Origin of the sequence: Ralstonia mannitolilytica, assembly GCF_000954135.1 — a bacterium.
Taxonomy (GTDB): domain Bacteria; phylum Pseudomonadota; class Gammaproteobacteria; order Burkholderiales; family Burkholderiaceae; genus Ralstonia; species Ralstonia mannitolilytica.
This window is the reverse complement of record NZ_CP010800.1, coordinates 964469-981442: the sequence shown is the minus strand read 5'-3', so window position 1 is coordinate 981442 and position 16974 is coordinate 964469. Positions and strand designations below refer to the sequence as shown.

Below are 16974 nucleotides of genomic sequence, written 5' to 3'. Positions count from 1 at the left end.
GCGCGACCCCTCGTCCATCCGCCCTGTCGCCAACAAGGGCTCTGGAGCCTGCCTATACTGGAGCGTTCGTCCCAGTCACCTTCCTCCTTGCCATGACCACCCGAACCGAACGCGACACCTTTGGCCCGATTGAAGTCCCGGCCGATCACCTGTGGGGCGCCCAGACACAGCGCTCGCTGCAGAATTTCGACATCGCGGGCGACCGCATGCCGCGCGAGCTGATCGACGCGCTCGCCCGCATCAAACGTGCCAGCGCGGCCGTCAACCAGCGCCTCGGGCTGCTGCCCGCCGACAAGGCCAACGCCATCATTTCCGCTGCCGACGAAGTCATTGCCGGCAAGCATCCGAACGAATTTCCGCTCGTGGTGTGGCAAACCGGTTCGGGCACGCAGACCAACATGAACATGAACGAGGTGCTCGCCAACCGCGCCAGCGAACTGCTCGGCGGCGACCGCGGCGAAGGCCGCCTCGTTCACCCGAACGATGACGTGAACCGCAGCCAGTCGTCGAATGACGTGTTCCCGACCGCAATGCATGTGGCCGCCGTGACGGCCATCACGCATCACCTGATCCCGTCGCTGCGCACGCTGCGTGAAACGCTCGCCCGGAAGGCGGCGGATTTCGACGACATCATCAAGATCGGCCGCACGCACCTGCAGGACGCCACGCCGCTGACGCTCGGGCAGGAATTCTCCGGTTATGTGGCCCAGTTGCAGCACAACGAAACGCACCTGAACGCCACGCTGCCGCACCTGTGCGAGCTGGCACTGGGCGGCACGGCGGTGGGTACCGGCCTGAACGCGCCGGCCGGCTATGCAGAGCAGGTGGCCGAAGAGCTGGCGCAACTGACCGGCCTGCCGTTCGTCACGTCGCCAAACAAGTTCGAGACCATGGCGTCGGCCGACGGCCTCGTATTCGCGCACGGTGCGCTGAAGACGCTGGCCGCCAGCCTCACCAAGATCGCCAACGATGTCCGGTGGTTGGCCAGCGGCCCGCGCAGCGGCCTGGGCGAACTTTCCATCCCCGAGAACGAGCCGGGCTCCTCCATCATGCCGGGCAAGGTCAACCCCACGCAGAGCGAAGCGTTGACGATGCTGTGCGCGCAGGTGTTCGGCAACGATGTCGCCATCAACGTCGGTGGCGCCTCGGGCAACTTCGAGCTGAACGTGTTCCGCCCGATGATCGCCTACAACTTCCTGCACAGCGTGCGCCTGCTGGCCGACGGTATGCGCAGCTTCAATGACCACTGCGCCGTGGGCATCGAACCGAACCGCGACCGTATCGACGAGCTGGTGCAGCGCTCCCTGATGCTGGTGACGGCGCTCAACCCGCATATCGGCTACGACAAATCGGCGCAGATCGCCAAGAAGGCGCACAAGGAAGGCACCAGCCTGCGCGAAGCCGCCCTGGCGCTCGGCTATGTCACGCCCGAGCAGTTCGATGCGTGGGTGCGGCCAGAGAACATGGTGGGCCGCTAAATCATCCGACACGGGCCCACAGCCTGCGACGCGTGGCGTATCCTTCCTCCTTTTCCATTGCCCGTTTCAAGCGCGCCGGCCCGGCCGGCGCCCCTTGCGCATGAAACCCGCTCCCATCCCGAAGAACGAACCCGAACGTCTTGCCTCGCTGCAAGACATGCTGCTGCTCTCTACACCCGACGAGGAGTTGTTCGACCGCGTCACGCGCACGACCAAGCGCGTGTTTGACGCCCCGATCGTGCTCGTGTCGCTCATCGACGCCCAGCGTCAATGGTTCAAATCGTGCATCGGCCTGAGCGTGCGTGAGACGCCGCGCGACATCTCGTTCTGCGGCCATGCCGTGGCCGAAGAGCAGATGCTGGTCATTCCCGACACCCAGGCCGACCCGCGCTTTGCCGACAACCCGCTCGTGACCGGCGCGCCGCATATCCGCTTCTATGCGGGGCGGCCGGTCAAGAATCTGGCCGGCTATGCCGTCGGTACGCTCTGCGTGATCGACCAGAAGCCGCGGCCATTTGAACAGGCCGAGCGGGAACTGCTCAATGACCTGGCCAGCTGGGTGGAATCGGGTTTTCGCGAGCGCGAGCTGAGCGAAACGCAGCGCTCCATCCTGACCGAGCTGCAGGTGGCACGCCACGAGAGCCTGACCGACCCGATGCTGAGCATCTGGAACCGGCGCGCTGCGATGGAGCTGCTCACGCGCGAATGCGGCCACGCCATGCTGCACGGGCAACCGCTTTCCTTGCTGGTGGTGGATGTGGACCACTTCAAGCGCGTGAACGATACCTACGGCCACCCCGCCGGCGATGCCGTCCTGGTTGAGATCGCACGCGCCATGCGTGTGAATTCGCGCCCCGCCGACGCGGTGGGCCGCTACGGCGGCGAGGAATTCCTGGTGGTGCTGCCGGATACGACCACACTGCAGGCCGCCGGCATTGCCGAACGACTTCGCAGCGCGGTGGAATCGCTGGAGATCGCCACGCCAGAAGCCAACATCCGCTGCACCATCAGCGTGGGTCTGGCAAGCTGCGAGCCGGGGAAGAACGCGTGCACGCCCACAGACCTCATCATGCGTGCCGATGCCGCCCTGCTGGCGGCCAAACGGCTGGGGCGCAATCGCGTGATATTCGACGGCCAGCCGGTGTAACTCAGTTTGACGCGGGCGCTGTCCCGCGACGAACGATGCGCACATCAACCCGTTGCGGTGCCAACGCGCGCTCGAACACCGCGCGCGCGGCATGCGTCGTGCCGGTGCCGCACATGAATGCGTCGATGGCGGCAAAGCCGTGCTCGGGCCAGGTGTGAATCGAAAGGTGCGACTCAGCGAGCAGCAACACGCCTGTCACGCCGCCCTGCTCGCCGACGGGCAAACCCGTGCGCACGGAATCGAAGCGATGCAGGTGCGCATGCAGGATGGTCGCGCCGAGCGCATCGGCCGCATCGCGCAGCGCGGTTTCGAGCGCCGCCGCATCGCGCAGCAGCGCCGGTGCCACGCCGTAAAGATCGAGCAGAAGATGCTCGCCCACGGCGGCGGAGGCCTCCTCCGCAGACAGCGCTGCGTCGGTACGCGTCACTTGTGGCCCCCGCTGAAACCGCCGCCATAGCCGCTACCGCCCGAAGAACCGCCCCAATAGGACGACCCGCCCGTGCTACTGCTGCCGTACGACGGCGTGCGCGGCGCGGCAAAGCCGGCCTTCCAGTCCATATACGTCGCGCCGATCACCACGGCCACGGCATAGAGAACGAACCAGTTCTTCATTCCCCGCCCCCGATCTTGGCGACCAGCCACGCCGGCACCAGCAACAGCAGCGCCGCGAAGAACGTGATACCGAACACCGAGCCCGGCGCCATGAAAAACGGCACGAGGTTCAGCAGACCAAGCAGCACGCAGGCGACCACCGCCACCGTCATGTAGTTCGACGACGATGCCTTGACGGGCTCGGCGACCACCTTGCCGAACCACGCCTTGATCTGCGCGGCGCTGACCGGCGTGCTCTTGGACCACGTCAGCTCATGCGCGTCGCTCTCCGCCGCGAGGCTTTCCTCGCCTGCGGTGTATTCGACTACGCGCGTCTGGTCACCCGATCGGACACGCCAGTTGAAGGCGCCAGCGGCATACGTCACGCGCGAGGTGTAATCCTCATCGCGGGCGTAGACCTTGCCTTCAAGCACCGCGGTGCGGCCGTCGCGCTGGGTGGGCCAGCGGTCGAGCACGTTGGCGCGGAACCAGCCGTCATCGGTTTCGACCATCCAGCTGAAACCGCGCTTGGGCGTGTACAGCAGATATTCGAACCATTCGCCGCCACCGTCGACCACCGTGCGACGCATCACGCCGATCACCTGCCACTGCAGGCCGTCGATGAGCGCCTTGTCGCCCAGTTCGAGCGTGGTGGCGACCTGCGGCACCGACCGTGCGCGCGCAATGATGTCGCCGCGCGGCGTGGCCGCATCGATGGCCGCGCCGCAGCCGGGGCAGAGCACATGGCCGGTCACGCCGGGGCTGAACGGGATCGATGTGCCGCACTGCGGGCAATCGAGATTCGTGAGCTTGCCCGGGACGCGGCCAGCGGTTTCCTTGATCTCGGCGTCGGTGCGCAGAAGCTGGCACTTGAGCACGTCGAGCGTGGTGGCTTCACCCACGTAGAGCGTTGGCGCCGTACCGTCGGAGTAGTCCAGCGTGATGAAAGCGTCTTCTCTGCGGCCATCGGCCACGCGTGCATGCCAGCCTTCGCCCACGCGGAACGGCAATTCGCCCTGGCCCCCGGTGCAATCGGCTTCACGCACATCGGACAGCACGTACTGCTTGCCCTCGGCGTCGTACAGCTGCCCCGGACGCAGCGCCTCGAACGCGACCGCATTGGCGGGCGTGCCGCGCGCGAACGTCATCGTGATCTGCCCGGACGCTTCGGCCAGCCAGCCGTCGGTGCCGTCGTCGAACAGCACGTACCACTCGTTCCAGAAGCCCGCGTCGTAGCGCAGCTGGATGCGGCCGACGACGGTGAACGCCTTGTTCTTGTAGCGCCCGGTGGTGCCGATCTGCACGCGTGCGTAGTCCTCGAGCACGGCAGACATCTTGCCGATGTCGGAAAGCGTCTCGCCGTCGCGCAGGAGCGTGCTTTTGCAGAAGCTGCACACCGCCATGACGGCCGCGGCAGACTTCAGTTCCACCGGCGCGCCACACGCCGGGCAGTTGGCATGAAACATGGTCAGGTCGTTCGATTGCGCAAAAGATTGCGCAGAAAAACGGGCGGCTTGCGATGCCGCCCGGTCATCCGATCAGCGGGGCCGGGGCTCAGCCTCCGGTCAGCGCCTTGAGCACAGCAGCCTTGCCGGCGTCAAAGTCGGCTTGCGTGATGAGGCCCTTGTCGAGCAGTTCCTTGAGCTTGGCCAGGCGCGCGGTGGGATCATCCGCTGCAGGAGCCGCGGGTGCGGCGGCAGCGGCAGGTTGAGCCACCGCACCGCCGGCGTTGCCCTGCACCGCCGTGCGCAGGCTGTCGGCCATCGCCTGGCCCATCGCCAAGCCGGCTGCCAGGCCGGCGCCCGTGCCCGCGATGCCGCCCTCGTTGCGTGCGGCCAGCGGCAGCGATTCGGCCGTCTGGTATTGCGTGAAGCGCTGCATGTCGCCGGTCATGTCCATGCTGATGCGGCGGTCCAGCGCGGCCTGCAGTTCGTCCGGCAGCGTGACGCTGGACACCTGGAAGCTGTCGAGCGCCAGGCCGTACTGCGTGAACTGCGGCAGCAGCGCCTCGCGCACCTTGTTCGACATCAGCATCTGGTTGGCGGCCAGGTCCAGGAACGGCACACCGGATTCGCCAAACGCCGTGGCCATCGCACCCATGATGACGGGGGCAAGTTGCGCCTCGACTTCATCCACGGTGTAGATGTCGCGCGTGCCGCTCACCTGCTGATAGAACAACTTCGGGTCGGCCACGTGGTAGGCGTACACGCCAAACGCGCGCAGGCGGATCATGCCGAAATCCTTGTCGCGCACCGTCACGGGCTGCGGCGTGCCCCAGCGGCGGCCGAGCTGCTGGCGGGTGCTGAAGAAGTAGACGTCGGACTTGAATGGGGACTCGAACAGCTTGTCCCAGTTCTTGAGATACGTGAGAACGGGCAGCGTCTGCGTGGTCAGCTTGAAGGTGCCCGCGCTGAATACGTCGGCGATCTGGCCTTCGTTGACGAACATCGCCATCTGCGAGTCGCGCACGACCAGGGTGCCGCCGTTCTGGATTTCCATGTCCTGCATCGGATAGCGCCAGGCGAGCACGCCGTCTTCGCTTTCCGTCCATTGCAGGATGTCGATGAACTGCTTCTTGATGAAACTGGACAGGCTCACAGCAAACTCCTTCGCGATGATTCGCGGGGCAGGAACAATCAGGACAAGGTCACGACAGGCATGCCGCGTTGATCACGCCAACGGCCAGCGCGCTCACGCCAAACAGCATACCGGCGGCGATGTTGTTGTGCTCGATCTGCAGCCGGTAGTCCGGCATCAGACGCGTGAGCACCAGGAAGACGATCAGCTGCACCACCGACGCCATCACCGCCCAGAACAGGAACGGCACCAGGCCATCGGCATGCGTGATGCTCGACGCGATGGTCAGCACGAAGCCGAGCAACGCCCCGGCCAGCGACAGCGCCGCGGCGATATTGCCTTCGCGGATCAGCTTGAACTCGTCATACGGCGTCAGGCGCAGGTAGACGAAGAAGAAGCCGGAAAACACCACGGCGCCCGCCAGCAGGTGCGAGGCATAGGCGATCACGGAAGCGGTCATGTCAGGCATGGAAAGGGGCCGTGCAGTACTTGGGTGGCGCCACTATAGCGGCTGATGCGCCGCTTGCGTACCCCCCGATGCGGCCCTGCACCGGTCGGCTCGCAGGCCGGGAAAAAAGGCGGCACAATCGCGCTCGCCTTGGCATCCGCCGTTTGTTAACGCCCGTTCATTTTCCATCTTCGCAGCATGTCGACGCCGCAGCCTGACGCCACATACGAACCCAAGCAGCCAGCCGGCAGCGGCAATGCCCTGCTGGTCCTCGCCGTCTTCGTGGTGGCCTCGTGCGGGCTGGCGTACGAATTGATTGCCGGGGCATTGGCTTCGTATCTGCTGGGCGATTCCATTCTGCAGTTCTCTTCCATCATCGGCGCCTATCTGTTTGCCATGGGCATCGGCTCATGGCTCTCGCGCTACGTGGCGGACGACGCGCTGCTCGCCCGCTTTGTCGATCTGGAATTGCTGGTCGGTCTGTTTGGCGGCGTGTCCGCTGCTGCGCTGTTTGCGTTGTTTGCGCTGGAATCGGCGCCGTTCCGGCTGGTGCTGTACGCGCTTGTCACGGTGATCGGCGTGCTGGTCGGCATGGAGATCCCGCTGGTGATGCGCATGCTGCATCGTCGGCAGGCCAAGTTTTCCGATCTCGTCAGCCGCGTGCTGACGTTCGACTACCTCGGTGCGCTGGCGGTGTCGCTGTTGTTTCCGCTGGTGCTGGCGCCGCGCCTGGGGCTGGTGCGTACCGGCTTCCTCTTCGGCCTGTTCAATACGGCGATTGCGGTCTGGACCCTGTGGCACTTCCGCACCGAGCTGGCGCTCACGGCGCGCATGCGCACGGCGATGGCGTGGCGCGCCGGCGCAGTGACAGCGGCATTGCTTGCGGGCTTTGGCGCATCGGACAAACTCACGCATTGGTCGGAACGCGCGCTCTTCGGCGACGAGATCATCCACGCGATTTCCTCGCCGTATCAACGGCTGGTGGTGACGCGCTGGAAAGACGACCTGCGCCTGTACATCAACGGCAACCTGCAGTTTTCCTCGCGCGACGAATACCGCTATCACGAAGCGCTGGTGCTGCCCGCATTGGAATCCGTGCGCGGTGCGCGGCGCGTGCTGGTGCTGGGCGGCGGCGACGGCCTCGCGCTGCGGCAGATCCTGAAGTACCCGCAAATCGAGCACGTGACGCTGGTCGACCTGGACCCGCGCATGACGAACCTGTTCTCGCACGCCGAGGCACTGGTCGCGCTCAATCAGCATGCGTTCAGCGACCCGCGCTTGACCGTGGTCAACGCCGATGCGGCGCAATGGATGCAGACGGCCACCGACATGTTCGACGTGGCCATCGTCGATTTTCCGGACCCGTCCAACTTCAGCATCGGCAAGCTGTATTCGGTGCCGTTCTATCGGCTGCTGTCGCGCCATGTGGTGGATACAGGCCTGGTCGTCATTCAGGCCACGTCGCCCTATTTCGCGCCGCGTTCGTACTGGTGTGTGGATGCGACGCTGAAGGAAGCCGGCTATCGCACGTGGCCTTATCACGCGCTGGTGCCGTCGTTTGGCGAATGGGGCTTCATCCTGGCCGCACCGGGCCGCGCAGATTTCAAACCGCCTACGTCGTACCGCGTGCCGACGCGCTTCCTGGACGCCGACACCACGCACCAGATGTTCAGCTTCGCGCCCGACATGCCGCGCCCGCAGGTAGAACCGAACCGGCTGAACAACCAATCGCTGGTGCGGTATTTCGAAGAAGACTGGCACGGCGTGCTGCGCTGATGGCAACGCGACGCAGCTTTCTTGTGGGTGCAGCTGCGGCCGGTGTGGCTGCGGCCGGGGCCGGTTCGTGGGCAGGCTTTCGCGCCTTTACCGAAATCACGCCCAACGTGCACATGCCCGGCCAGGCTGCGGGCCATCGGCTGCGCGACCTGCGCGCGCTGCCGACACCATCGGAAACGCGGCGCGTGGGCGTTGCCATTTGCGGCAGCGGCATCGGCGGATTGAGCTGTGCGTGGCGGCTGGCAAAAAGCGGCCGGCGCGACGCGGTGGTCGTGGAAGGCCCGGAGCGCCATGGCAATGCCGCTGGCGGCGCCTTCGGTACGCAGCGCTTCCCGACCGGTGCGCATTACCTGCCGCTGCCGTCGATGGAATCGACGCACGTGCGCGAGATGCTGGCCGACTTTGGCGTGATCGAGCGCGACCCGTTTGCGCTGCGCCCGACGTACGACGAACGCGTGCTCGTTCACGCGCCCGATGAACGCCTGTGGCTCGGCAATCGCTGGCAAGACGGTTTCGTGCCGCATGAAGGCATTACCGAAGCGGAACGCGCCGAGCACACACGGTTCTTCGCCCACATCGACCGGCTGCGCCAGACCATCGGCGCCGACGGCCGCCGCGTCTTTGTCGTGCCGACGGCGCTCTCGTCCGCAGACCCGGCGTGGCGCGCGCTCGACGCACTCACCTTCCGCGACTGGCTGCACCGCGAGGGCTACCGCGCCGCCACGCTGCACTGGTATGCCGACTACTGCTGCCGCGACGATTACGGCGTCACCGCCGATCACGTTTCCGCCTGGGCCGGCATTGCCTATTTCGCCAGCCGAGGCGGCATGGCCAGCAATGCCGAACAAGGCACCGTGCTCACGTGGCCAGAGGGCCTGGACTGGATGGCGGAGCGGCTGTTCGAAGCCGCCGGCCTGAATGAACCCGGCCGCCTGCTGCCGGGCAGCGTCGCGCGCATCGGCACCACAACCGAGGCCGGCGCCCGCGTCTTCGCCGATGTGCTGCAAGCGGATGGCCGCGTCGTTCGGCTGCTGGCCGATCACGTGGTCAGCGCGATGCCGCTGCACGTTGCCAAACACATCGTCGACGGCTTTGACGTGCCCGCCGCCGAGTTGCCCGAAACCGCGCCGTGGCTGCTTGCCAACCTGCTCATCGACGGCTTCCCGCCCGAACACGACGACACGCCGCTGGCGTGGGACAACGTGGTGTATCGCGGTACGGGGTTGGGTTATGTGGTGGCCAATCACCAGGACATCCGTGTCGGGCCACCCGCGCAGAGCGTGTTCACCGCCTACGTGGCGCTGTCGGACATGACGCCAAAGGCGGCACGTGAATGGCTGCTGAAGGCATCGCCGCAAGCGCTGCTCGATCGCGCGCTGGCCGATCTGGATACCGTGTACGGCATCCGCCTGCGTACCCAGATCCGCCGGGCCGACCTGACACTGCGCGGCCATGCAATGGCGATTCCCACGCCCGGCTTCCTCTCCCGACCCGGCATTGCGCGCTTGCGTGAAAGCGCCGGGCCGATCCACTACGCACATGCGGACCTGTCCGGCTATTCGGTTTTTGAAGAAGCGGCGTGGTGGGGGGATCGCGCGGCGCGGCGCATTCTGGGCGGCTGATTGCGGCGCTGCCGCTGGGCTTCTAAGGCAACCGCTCGACCTCGGCCATCAATTCCCACGTGGCCGGATCGATATCGCTACGCTCAAGTGCCAGCGACACGTATGCGCCGATCATGTCGACAAACCCGCGCGCAAATGCGGGCGGATATGCGCCGCCCGTGTACTCCATCAGTTGCTGCCGCAAGAGACGTGGCCGATGCTGCCCGAACTCGCGCACGTAGGCCTGCGTTCGGCAGAGGAAGGCTCGTGCTTCCAGCGCACCATCAAGGTAGACGCGGCGTTTGGTGAGTGTCATTGGCGGCTCCCGAATCGCAACGGAACGAGGCACAGCCAAGGTGGAGACGGAAAAGACGCGGGGCGACGCCCGCTGAATACAACAGTCATGGAGCCTCCTACGGATTGCAAAAGGCCCGACTAGTCGCTGCTAAACGAGGGTGGCGGGCCCGACGACAGGGTTCGCAGACCGGCCCGTAGGACGCCGGCAGACCTTTCGGTCTCCCTGCCCGGCCCGCCAAAGTACAAGCGTGCGCGAGCGCGGACGTGAAAAAGCCGCACAAGGCGGCCGTCCGGCCATACGGGAAAAGATAGGCTGCGAAACCCAGCTACCGTTGGTGCGGCAGCGCCGTGAATTATAGCGGCGGCAACAGCGCAGCCCACATGCGAAATTGCAGCATTTCGTGATCGCGCCGTACCGCCAAACCCGCCGTCCTGTGTGCGCTTACCCTTAACGCGGCCAGAGCGTGCGGCCGAAGAACGTCAGCGCGCGGTCCCAGGCGTGTTGCGCCCACACCGGGTCGTATTGCGTGATGGCGATGCGGTTTTCGCCCACGGCCGTTTCATTGGCGAATGCGTGATGCGCGAGATAACGATGGAAATCGACATCGACGCCGGCATCAACGAGCTTCTTTTCCAGCGCATCGACGCCTTCGATCTTGAAGGCGGTGTCCTGCGTGCCCCAGTGGCCCTGCACCGGCACCTTGATCTTCGAGGCGTCGATGTATTCGAGCGGAGGATAGCCGTACCACACCACGCCGGCGTCGGCCTCGGGCACGTTGCTCAGCGTCAGGAGCGTCAGCGCGCCGCCCATGCAGTAGCCCGTCACGCCGACGCGTGCGCAGGTCTGCTTGAGGTATTGCACGGCGCCGCGCACATCCTGCGTGGCCGCGTCGCCAAAGTTGAGGTTGGTCATCAGGTGGTGGGCTTCTTCTTCCTCCACCGTCATCTTGCCGCGGTAGAGATCGGGCACCAGCGCCACGTAACCGGCACGCGCAAGGCGGTCGGCCACGCCGCGAATCTGGTCGTTCAGTCCCCACCACTCCTGGATGACGACGATGCCCGGGGCGCCCTCCGCCTTGGCCGGCTTGGCCAGGTAGCCCTGGACATCCTGCCCGTCCGGGCGCTTGAACGAAATCATGGATCCTTGCGTTGCGGTCATGCGATGGCTCCTCTTTGAAACGCGTGCAGAGAAAACGCACAGAATAGCCCGTCACGATGAAGTTTTCAGCGCCCGGCCGTAGAAGTCATCGGGGCAACCTTTTATGATGCGTGATCCGCCATCCACACTGCCCGTCATGATGAAAACACTTGCCCTGATCGCCTACCTCGTGGTCCTGCTGATCCACGTCTACATCGTCGTGCTGGAAATGGTGCTGTGGAAGACGCGCGGCCCCAAGGTGTTCGGCATCACGCCGGAGAAGGCGGCAGAGACGGCGGCGATGGCGTCCAACCAGGGCCTGTACAACGGCTTCCTTGTGGCGGCGCTGGTCATCGGGCTGGTGGCGCCGGACCCGGCCGTCAATGCATCGTTCGCAGTGTTCGGGCTGCTGTGCGTGGCCGTGGCGGGCGTCTGGGGCGCCATCACGGTCAACCGCCGGATTCTCCTGGCGCAGACCGTGCCGGCCGTGGCGGCGCTGGCGCTGGGGTGGTTTGCATAGCGCTTCCGCTGAGGGCTTCGCGGGCGGCGGCCCAGGCGCCTTCGCGCTGCCCGAGGCGGGCGTCCCGCTTCGGAACAGCGCATACGGCACGCCGCGCCCAGGATGCGCCGTCGTCTCGTTGATGAAGCGCTCGACATCGGGCACCTCGCGCAACGCCGCCATGAATGGCGCCAGCGAATACCCCGGCGCCACGCAGCCCTGCACCAGCATCCAGCGTTGCCAGACCGTCACCCATAACGTGGTGTGCTGCCGCCAGCCCGGCACATTGGCTGATATCCATTGCAGGCGCCGCTTGGCCGTCTCGGCAATCTCGTCGTCGTAGGCAAAGGCGTTGGGCAGGCGGCAGCGGCCCTCGATCCAGCAATGGTTGCCGTGCTCGATGCGGTGGTGGGAATCACGCTTCCATTCCGCCTCGGTGATGCGCGGGCCGGCCGGTTCCGGGCAGTTGGCCACGCCAGACGATATCTGGAAGAACGGATCGTTGCCGCGGTTCTGCAAGGTGTCGTCGGCGTGCGCGGCCAGCGCGCAGCATGCCCATGCGAATACGATGCCGCCGGCGCGGATGTCCATGGCGCCCTCCCTCTCGAGCCCCGGGGCGTGCCCGGTTGCTGCAAAGGATAGACGCTGCGAGGCGGCGCGGCCAGCGCGCCGCGACGGCGCTTATGCGCGTGCCGGATACTGCGCCAGCACCTTGTCGCGGATCGACGGCTTGATGTTCGCCAGCGACATGTTGCCGTTGTAGTGCGCCACCACGCGCGGGTTCATCACCCGGAACCACAGCGGCGGCACATAGGCGATCAGGATCATCGCGGCATAGCCGGCTGGCAGCTGCGGCGAATGCTCGAAGTGCCGCAGCGCCTGGAATGAGCGCGTCGGGTTGGCGTGGTGATCGGCATGCCGCTGCAGTTGATACAGGAACAGGTTCGTCACGACATGGTTGCTGTTCCAGGAATGCTGCGGCGTGCACCGCTCGTAGCGGCCGCTGGGCAACTGCTGGCGGCACAGGCCGTAGTGCTCCAGGTAGTTCACCACCTCCAGCAACGACGCCCCGTAGATCGCCTGGATGATCAGGAACGGCACTACCTTGACGCCCACGAACGCGATGCACACGCCCCACAGCAGCGCCGTCATCGCCCAGGCGTTGAGCACATCGTTACGCCACGACCACACCGAGTGGCCATGCTGCTCCAGCCGACGTTTCTCCAGTGCCCATGCCGATTTGACGCTGCCCACCACCGTACGCGGCAGAAATTCCCAGAACGATTCGCCATAGCGCGCGCTTGCCGGATCGGCCGGCGTCGCCACGCGCACGTGGTGCCCGCGGTTGTGCTCGACATAGAAGTGCCCGTAGGCCACGGGCGCGAGCGTGATCTTCGCCAGCCAGCGCTCGAAGCGGTCGGTCTTGTGACCCAGCTCGTGCGCGGTATTGATCGAGATGCCCGTCACCACACCCACCGAAAACGCGAACGCGATGTAGTCGTACCAGGTGAGCTCGTACGTGCGCAGCACCCACATCGCCACGGCAAAGCTCACGTAGAGCACGGTCGTGGCCAGGTAGACGATGCGGCGGTAGTAGCGCTGCTGCTCCAGCGCCGGGACGACGTCTTCCGGCGGGTTGTCCGGGTCGTCACCGATCAGGAAATCGAGCAGCGGGATGATCGTGAAGACGATGAACGGGCCGGCCCACCACAGCGGATGCCACCCCGTTGCCAGCGCCGAGACGGCCGCAACGATGGGCAGCGTGATGGTCAGTGCGCCGAGCATCCACAGATAGCGCTTGCCGTCGGTCCATTCGAGGGACGCGGCCATGCCGGGTGTTGCCATTGTCTTCCTCCTGGTTGCCCCGCTTGATGGCTTGGCTTGTGTGCACACATGCGTGCGCCGCCGGGGTCGTGCCCGACGCCTGTTTTATAGGCGCGCAAGAAGAACGTTCCAACGTCCGGATCTAGGCACAGCCTTCCAAACGAAAAGGCCGCCGGCCGGCCGCATGCCGGCTGGGGAAGCGGTGGTGCTTGAAACTGCGGGTTTTCTGACGGTCGTTCGTTTTTGGTGCGCCGCAGGAGAGCAACCGCGCAGGAAATGGCGTGCGTTACACGCGCTCGGCGAGAAAGCTGCTGACGGCTTCCAGCACCGCTGCTTCCTGCTCGCGATGCGGCACATGACCGCAACGCGGCAGCAGTTTCAGTGTGGCGGGCGCGCCGGCCAGCGTGACGATGCGCTCGGGCTGCGCGGTGGAGCCGTACTCGTCTTCCGTGCCATGCAGCGCCAGCACGGGGCAGCGCACCCCGAGCAGCGCATCGTCCAGGCACCACGACGCAAACGCCGGCGACAGCCACGTGCTGACCCACGCGTGCAGCACCCATTCGGCCTTGTCGCCGTGATACTTCTCCAGGCGCGCCATCTGGCCCGGGGCCGCAAATTGCGCCTGTGCCACGCGGATGCCTTCGCGCGTGCGTTCTTCGACAAAGGCCTGCGCCGATTCGGTGACCAGCCCCACGCAACGATCGGGATAGGCCGCAGCGACCGACACCGCCATGCCGCCGCCCACGCTGTGGCCAAAGACGATGAAACGCTGCACGCCAAGCTGGTCGATGAGCGCGGCAAAACCGCCGCGCGCTTCGTCGCCGATGAAGCCGGCGCCAAGCCGGCCGGCAAACGCATCGGAACGGCCGAAGCCGAGCCGGTCATACGCAATCACCGCATGTCCGGTGGCCAGCGCCAGGCGCTGCGGAAAATCGCGCCACAGTTCGACACAGCCGAGCGAATCGTGCAGCAGCACGATGGGCGGCGGGGCTGCGTCGTCAGTGACGTCGCCCCACTGCTTGGCATACAGGCGGCCGTCGGGTGTGTCGACCCACACCTCAGCGGCATCGAGAGACAGCGACTCCGTCATCGTTGCGCAGCGCCATCCCGTTCAGAACAGACGATCCATCCAGCCATGCGGGTCCGGCGCGCGGCCATTCTGCAGGTCGACCAGCGCGGCCTTCAGCTTGCTCGTCAACTCGCCGGCCCCGCCGTTGCCGATCGTGAAGTTGTGCTTGCGGCCCTTGACCTTGCCGATGGGCGTGACCACCGCCGCAGTGCCGCAGGCGAAGGCTTCGCGCAGGCGGCCGCTCTGGGCGTCGGCCTGCCATTGGTCGATGGAGTACGGCGCTTCGCGCACGGTCAGGCCCATGCCGCGCGCCAGCGTGATCAGCGAATCGCGCGTGATGCCCGGCAGGATCGTGCCGGTGAGCGGCGGCGTCTGCAGCGAACCATCGTCAAACACGAAGAACACGTTCATGCCGCCGAGTTCCTCGATCCACTTGCGTTCCACGGCATCGAGGAAGACCACCTGGTCGCAGCCTTCGCGCGCGGCTTCGGCCTGCGCGACGAGGCTCGCTGCATAGTTGCCGCCGCACTTTGCATCGCCCGTGCCGCCGGGCGCGGCACGCGTGTAGTTGTCCGACACCCAGATCGTGACCGCACCCGATGCGCCGCCCTTGAAGTACGCGCCGACCGGGCATGCGATCACGCAGAACAGGTATTCCGCCGACGGCTTCACGCCCAGCACGACTTCGGTCGCGATCATGAACGGCCGCAGGTACAGCGCCGAGCCCTCGCCCGACGGAATCCAGTCGCGATCGAGCTTCACCAGTTCGCGCACGGCTTGCAGGAACAGGTCTTCGGGCAGCGAAGGCATCGCCAGGCGCTTGGCCGAGTTCTGGAAACGGCGAGCGTTGGCTTCCGGGCGGAACAGCGCGCCGCCGCCATCCGGCAGCCGGTAGGCCTTCATGCCTTCGAAGATTTCCTGCGCGTAGTGCAGGACCAGCGTGGACGGATCGCACGGGATCGGGCCGCGCGCGCCGATCTTGGCATCGTGCCAGCCCTTGCCCTCGGTGTAGCGGATGGTGGCCATGTGGTCTGTGAACACGCGGCCAAAGGCCGGATTCTCCAGCAGGCTCGCGCGCGCATCCGGCGAAACACAGTTCGGGTTTTTCTCGATCGAAAGGGCCGATTCGGCAACGTTGTTCATACCGTCTCCAAGGTGTGCAAGGGGGCGCAGCCGCGCCCAAACCGCTATTTTGCGCCAACGGCGGCGCAATTGGGTTGCGTATTCGGCACCGGGGTCGCACCTCGGGTGCCTGACGCGGCTGCGTGACGCCCGCATGACATGACGGCGGAGGGCAGCGCAACGCGAAGTCCTATGGTAGGTTTGGCGGGATGATGCCCAGAGATCGATCCCCACTGATGCACTGTCGAGGCACGCGACGGACATGAGTGATACCAAGCACAACCCGTGGCGCACGGTGCGCATCGACAAGGCCGCGGCCAGCCGCGCCCTGCGCCTGAGCGTGCCGGCAGAAGCGCGCCCTGCGCCCGTGAGCCGGCAGGAATGGCTGCGGCAGAAGAAGGCGCAACTGCAGGCAGCCCGCGCGGCTGCCAAGCAACGGCGCGATGAACTGAGGGCCGAGATCCTGTCTGCCGCGCAAGACGTGGCCCGCGAAGAACGCGTGGCTGCGAGGCTGGAGGCCGATCGCCTGAAGGCCGAAACCAAGGCGGCCAGCATCCACGCGCAGGAAGACGCACGCGCCGCAGCGCAATTCGAACGCAAGAAGCCGGTCCGGCCCAAGCGCAAGGCACTGAGCCCCGGCAAGCGCAAGCTGATCTCGTACGCCGATCTGCTGCGCATGCGCGGGTAGTGGCGAGGCCACGGGGCAGCCTGCCCGGATGTGGACAGCAAGGCAGCGACCACCCGGTTGGCCGATTCACACGCTGAATCGGGTACGGGCGGTGCAGGCGCTCACACCACCACCTCCGTCCGGCTCACCACCTCCCGCAACCCCATAAACGACCGCACCTGGCGCACACCCGGCAAATACAGCAGCTGCTCCGCGTGCAGCCGCGTAAAACTCTCGGAATCGCGCGTGCGGATCAGCAGGAAGTAGTCGAACTCCCCCGTCACCAGGTGGCACTCCATGCAGCCGGAGATGGTCTGCGCGGCCTTTTCAAAAGCAGCGAAGGACTCCGGCGTGGAGCGGTCAAGCACCACGCCGATCAGTACCACCGTGCCTGCCCCCAGCGCCTTCGGATCGAGCAGCGCCACCATCCCACGGATGACGCCCGCGGCCTTGAGCCGCTCCACGCGGCGCAGGCACGCAGCGGGGCTCAGGTTCACGCGCCTGGCCAGCATGACGTTGCTGATGGACGCGTCTTTCTGCAAGGCGCGCAGGATGGCCTTGTCCGTGCGATCCAGCTCGGGCGCTACTGCGGCGGCGGACTTGGCGGAACCCGATGCCGCTTTCGGTCTTGCACGCAATTTTATTGCCATAAAGATCGTCTGAACACAATTTCAGATACCAGCGTACCCAATTCTGCGTGCCATGATGCGCCATGGCGTGAATCTTCACAACCCTGTTTC

17 protein-coding genes and 1 pseudogene are annotated in these 16974 nt (G+C 65.9%); 6 read left to right on the top strand and 12 right to left on the bottom strand.

Annotation, left to right across the window (positions count from 1 at the left end; all coding sequences use genetic code 11):
- Positions 1 to 92 precede the first annotated feature (92 nt).
- Together fumC and TK49_RS21040 are read left to right on the top strand one after the other, a co-directional pair.
- Positions 93 to 1478, top strand: a complete 1386-nt coding sequence (gene fumC / locus TK49_RS21045; RefSeq protein WP_045219739.1) for a class II fumarate hydratase — start codon at positions 93 to 95, stop codon at positions 1476 to 1478.
- A gap of 100 nt (positions 1479 to 1578) precedes the next feature.
- On the top strand, positions 1579 to 2625 hold the full coding sequence (locus TK49_RS21040) for a sensor domain-containing diguanylate cyclase (RefSeq protein WP_045219737.1): 1047 nt from the start codon (positions 1579 to 1581) through the stop codon (positions 2623 to 2625).
- Between the two features lies 1 nt (position 2626).
- Here TK49_RS21040 and speD read toward each other — a convergent pair whose 3' ends face one another.
- From speD to TK49_RS21015, 5 genes are all read right to left on the bottom strand, one after another.
- A complete protein-coding gene (gene speD, locus TK49_RS21035; RefSeq protein ID WP_045219735.1) occupies positions 2627 to 3052 on the bottom strand; it encodes an adenosylmethionine decarboxylase in 426 nt (141 codons plus the stop codon).
- The gene (locus tag TK49_RS21030) at positions 3049 to 3237 is read right to left on the bottom strand and encodes a hypothetical protein (protein ID WP_027679205.1); all 189 of its coding nucleotides are present in this window, start codon (positions 3235 to 3237) and stop codon (positions 3049 to 3051) included. The genes speD and TK49_RS21030 overlap by 4 nt, the downstream gene beginning before the upstream one ends.
- Positions 3234 to 4682, bottom strand: a complete 1449-nt coding sequence (locus TK49_RS21025; RefSeq protein WP_045219734.1) for a DUF4178 domain-containing protein — start codon at positions 4680 to 4682, stop codon at positions 3234 to 3236. The genes TK49_RS21030 and TK49_RS21025 overlap by 4 nt, the downstream gene beginning before the upstream one ends.
- An 88-nt stretch (positions 4683 to 4770) precedes the next feature.
- Positions 4771 to 5814: an SPFH domain-containing protein gene (locus TK49_RS21020; RefSeq protein ID WP_045219733.1), complete on the bottom strand. Its 1044-nt coding sequence runs from the start codon at positions 5812 to 5814 to the stop codon at positions 4771 to 4773.
- Between the two features lie 49 nt (positions 5815 to 5863).
- Positions 5864 to 6262, bottom strand: a complete 399-nt coding sequence (locus TK49_RS21015; RefSeq protein WP_009240530.1) for a DUF350 domain-containing protein — start codon at positions 6260 to 6262, stop codon at positions 5864 to 5866.
- Positions 6263 to 6439: 177 nt separating this feature from the next.
- Between TK49_RS21015 and TK49_RS21010 the strand changes: the two genes are divergently transcribed.
- The gene (locus TK49_RS21010; protein WP_045219732.1) at positions 6440 to 8017 is read left to right on the top strand and encodes a polyamine aminopropyltransferase; all 1578 of its coding nucleotides are present in this window, start codon (positions 6440 to 6442) and stop codon (positions 8015 to 8017) included.
- The gene (locus TK49_RS21005; RefSeq protein ID WP_045219731.1) at positions 8017 to 9639 is read left to right on the top strand and encodes an NAD(P)-binding protein; all 1623 of its coding nucleotides are present in this window, start codon (positions 8017 to 8019) and stop codon (positions 9637 to 9639) included. The genes TK49_RS21010 and TK49_RS21005 overlap by 1 nt, the downstream gene beginning before the upstream one ends.
- A gap of 22 nt (positions 9640 to 9661) precedes the next feature.
- Here the strand turns inward: TK49_RS21005 and TK49_RS21000 are convergent, their stop codons facing one another.
- Both TK49_RS21000 and TK49_RS20995 read right to left on the bottom strand, forming a co-directional pair.
- Positions 9662 to 9934 carry a hypothetical protein gene (locus TK49_RS21000; protein ID WP_045219730.1) on the bottom strand — a complete coding sequence of 91 codons (273 nt, stop codon included), beginning with the start codon at positions 9932 to 9934 and terminating at the stop codon, positions 9662 to 9664.
- Between the two features lie 429 nt (positions 9935 to 10363).
- Positions 10364 to 11074 carry a dienelactone hydrolase family protein gene (locus TK49_RS20995; RefSeq protein ID WP_045219729.1) on the bottom strand — a complete coding sequence of 237 codons (711 nt, stop codon included), beginning with the start codon at positions 11072 to 11074 and terminating at the stop codon, positions 10364 to 10366.
- 136 nt (positions 11075 to 11210) lie between these two features.
- On the opposite strand from TK49_RS20995, the gene TK49_RS20990 reads away from it, so the two are divergent.
- Positions 11211 to 11573, top strand: coding sequence for a DUF1304 domain-containing protein (locus TK49_RS20990; RefSeq protein WP_045220440.1), 363 nt, complete (start codon positions 11211 to 11213; stop codon positions 11571 to 11573).
- 54 nt (positions 11574 to 11627) lie between these two features.
- On the opposite strand, the pseudogene TK49_RS25040 reads toward TK49_RS20990, so the two are convergent.
- The 4 genes and pseudogenes from TK49_RS25040 to TK49_RS20975 all read right to left on the bottom strand — a co-directional run.
- Positions 11628 to 12143, bottom strand: a pseudogene (locus tag TK49_RS25040) (BON domain-containing protein); the annotation flags it as partial.
- A gap of 90 nt (positions 12144 to 12233) precedes the next feature.
- The gene (locus TK49_RS20985; protein ID WP_045219728.1) at positions 12234 to 13397 is read right to left on the bottom strand and encodes an alkane 1-monooxygenase; all 1164 of its coding nucleotides are present in this window, start codon (positions 13395 to 13397) and stop codon (positions 12234 to 12236) included.
- Between the two features lie 265 nt (positions 13398 to 13662).
- Positions 13663 to 14466 (bottom strand): alpha/beta fold hydrolase, encoded by an 804-nt coding sequence (locus tag TK49_RS20980; protein WP_045219727.1) that lies wholly within the window; start codon positions 14464 to 14466, stop codon positions 13663 to 13665.
- A gap of 21 nt (positions 14467 to 14487) precedes the next feature.
- Positions 14488 to 15588: a branched-chain amino acid aminotransferase gene (locus tag TK49_RS20975; RefSeq protein ID WP_045219726.1), complete on the bottom strand. Its 1101-nt coding sequence runs from the start codon at positions 15586 to 15588 to the stop codon at positions 14488 to 14490.
- A 241-nt stretch (positions 15589 to 15829) separates the two neighbouring features.
- Between TK49_RS20975 and TK49_RS20970 the strand changes: the two genes are divergently transcribed.
- Positions 15830 to 16255, top strand: coding sequence for a hypothetical protein (locus TK49_RS20970; RefSeq protein WP_045219725.1), 426 nt, complete (start codon positions 15830 to 15832; stop codon positions 16253 to 16255).
- Between the two features lie 101 nt (positions 16256 to 16356).
- Here the strand turns inward: TK49_RS20970 and TK49_RS20965 are convergent, their stop codons facing one another.
- Positions 16357 to 16884 (bottom strand): Lrp/AsnC family transcriptional regulator, encoded by a 528-nt coding sequence (locus tag TK49_RS20965; RefSeq protein WP_045219724.1) that lies wholly within the window; start codon positions 16882 to 16884, stop codon positions 16357 to 16359.
- Between the last annotated feature and the right edge of the window lie 90 nt (positions 16885 to 16974).